At 50.8% G+C, this 2,652-nt stretch carries 1 rRNA gene; it reads left to right on the top strand.

What is annotated here, in order from left to right:
* Positions 1-2,591 (top strand): 23S ribosomal RNA (locus QNJ52_RS11475); the annotation flags it as partial.
* Positions 2,592-2,652 lie beyond the last annotated feature (61 nt).

The raw sequence follows: 2,652 nt of genomic DNA, 5'->3' as shown, positions 1-2,652 counted from the left end.
TTAGACGAATGACTTTGGAAAAGTCAGCCATAGAAGGTAAAGGCCCTGTAGTCGAAAAGTTATTCTCTCCTGAGTGGATCCTGAGTACGGCGGAACACGTGGAATTCCGTCGGAATCCGGGAGGACCATCTCCCAAGGCTAAATACTCTCTAGTGACCGATAGTGAACCAGTACCGTGAGGGAAAGGTGAAAAGCACCCCGGAAGGGGAGTGAAATAGAACCTGAAACCGTGTGCTTACAAGTAGTCAGAGCCCGTTAATGGGTGATGGCGTGCCTTTTGTAGAATGAACCGGCGAGTTACGATTTGATGCAAGGTTAAGCAGTATATGTGGAGCCGTAGCGAAAGCGAGTCTGAATAGGGCGAATGAGTATCAGGTCGTAGACCCGAAACCAGGTGATCTACCCATGTCCAGGTTGAAGTTCAGGTAACACTGAATGGAGGACCGAACCGACTTACGTTGAAAAGTGAGCGGATGAGGTGTGGGTAGCGGAGAAATTCCAATCGAACCTGGAGATAGCTGGTTCTCTCCGAAATAGCTTTAGGGCTAGCCTCGCATGATGATTACTGGAGGTAGAGCACTGTTTGGACTAGGGGCCCCCCTCGGGTTACCGAATTCAGACAAACTCCGAATGCCAGATAATTTAATGCGGGAGTCAGACTGCGGGTGATAAGGTCCGTAGTCGAGAGGGAAACAGCCCAGACCACCAGCTAAGGTCCCAAAATATATGTTAAGTGGAAAAGGATGTGGCGTTGCCCAGACAACTAGGATGTTGGCTTAGAAGCAGCCATCATTTAAAGAGTGCGTAATAGCTCACTAGTCGAGTGACGCTGCGCCGAAAATGTACCGGGGCTAAACATATTACCGAAGCTGTGGATTGTCCGTAGGACAATGGTAGGAGAGCGTTCTAAGGGCGTCGAAGCATGATCGTAAGGACATGTGGAGCGCTTAGAAGTGAGAATGCCGGTGTGAGTAGCGAAAGACGGGTGAGAATCCCGTCCACCGATTGACTAAGGTTTCCAGAGGAAGGCTCGTCCGCTCTGGGTTAGTCGGGACCTAAGCCGAGGCCGAATGGCGTAGGCGATGGACAACAGGTAGATATTCCTGTACCACCTAAGATTGTTTGAACGATGGGGGGACGCAGTAGGATAGGCGAAGCGTACTGTTGGTTATGTACGTCCAAGCACTGAGATTGAGTATCAGGCAAATCCGGTACTCACCAAGATCAAGGTGTGATGGGGAGCGAAATTATAGTAGCGAAGTCGTTGATTTCACACTGCCAAGAAAAGCCTCTAGTTAGAAATTAGGTGCCCGTACCGCAAACCGACACAGGTAGTCAAGATGAGAATTCTAAGGTGAGCGAGCGAACTCTCGTTAAGGAACTCGGCAAAATGACCCCGTAACTTCGGGAGAAGGGGTGCTTTTTAGGGTGCAAGCCTTGAAGAGCCGCAGTGAATAGGCCCAAGCGACTGTTTATCAAAAACACAGGTCTCTGCAAAACCGTAAGGTGAAGTATAGGGGCTGACGCCTGCCCGGTGCTGGAAGGTTAAAAGGAGTGGTTAGCGTATGCGAAGCTACGAATTGAAGCCCCAGTAAACGGCGGCCGTAACTATAACGGTCCTAAGGTAGCGAAATTCCTTGTCGGGTAAGTTCCGACCCGCACGAAAGGCGTAACGATTTGGGCACTGTCTCAACGAGAGACTCGGTGAAATCATAGTACCTGTGAAGATGCAGGTTACCCGCGACAGGACGGAAAGACCCCGTGGAGCTTTACTGCAGCCTGATATTGAAATTCGGCACAGCTTGTACAGGATAGGTAGGAGCCTTTGAAGCGTGAGCGTCAGCTTACGTGGAGGCGCTGGTGGGATACTACCCTGGCTGTGTTGACTTTCTAACCCGCGCCACTTATCGTGGCGGGAGACAGTGTCAGGCGGGCAGTTTGACTGGGGCGGTCGCCTCCTAAAGAGTAACGGAGGCGCTCAAAGGTTCCCTCAGAATGGTTGGAAATCATTCGCAGAGTGTAAAGGCACAAGGGAGCTTGACTGCGAGACCTACAAGTCGAGCAGGGTCGAAAGACGGACTTAGTGATCCGGTGGTTCCGCATGGAAGGGCCATCGCTCAACGGATAAAAGCTACCCCGGGGATAACAGGCTTATCTCCCCCAAGAGTTCACATCGACGGGGAGGTTTGGCACCTCGATGTCGGCTCATCGCATCCTGGGGCTGTAGTCGGTCCCAAGGGTTGGGCTGTTCGCCCATTAAAGCGGTACGCGAGCTGGGTTCAGAACGTCGTGAGACAGTTCGGTCCCTATCCGTCGTGGGCGTAGGAAATTTGAGAGGAGCTGTCCTTAGTACGAGAGGACCGGGATGGACATACCTCTGGTGTACCAGTTGTCGCGCCAGCGGCATAGCTGGGTAGCTATGTATGGACGGGATAAGTGCTGAAAGCATCTAAGCATGAAGCCCCCCTCAAGATGAGATTTCCCAACTTCGGTTATAAGATCCCTCAAAGATGATGAGGTTAATAGGTTCGAGGTGGAAGTACAGTGATGTATGGAGCTGACGAATACTAATCGATCGAAGACTTAATCAATTTTATAGATTTTTTATTCGGGATTGCCGGGTAGAATCTAATATATCTTACTTACTTTATC

Origin of the sequence: Macrococcus sp. S115 (genome assembly GCF_030067655.1) — a bacterium.
Lineage (GTDB): Bacteria > Bacillota > Bacilli > Staphylococcales > Staphylococcaceae > Macrococcoides > Macrococcoides psychrotolerans.
This window is presented reverse-complemented; position numbering and strand designations above follow the sequence as displayed.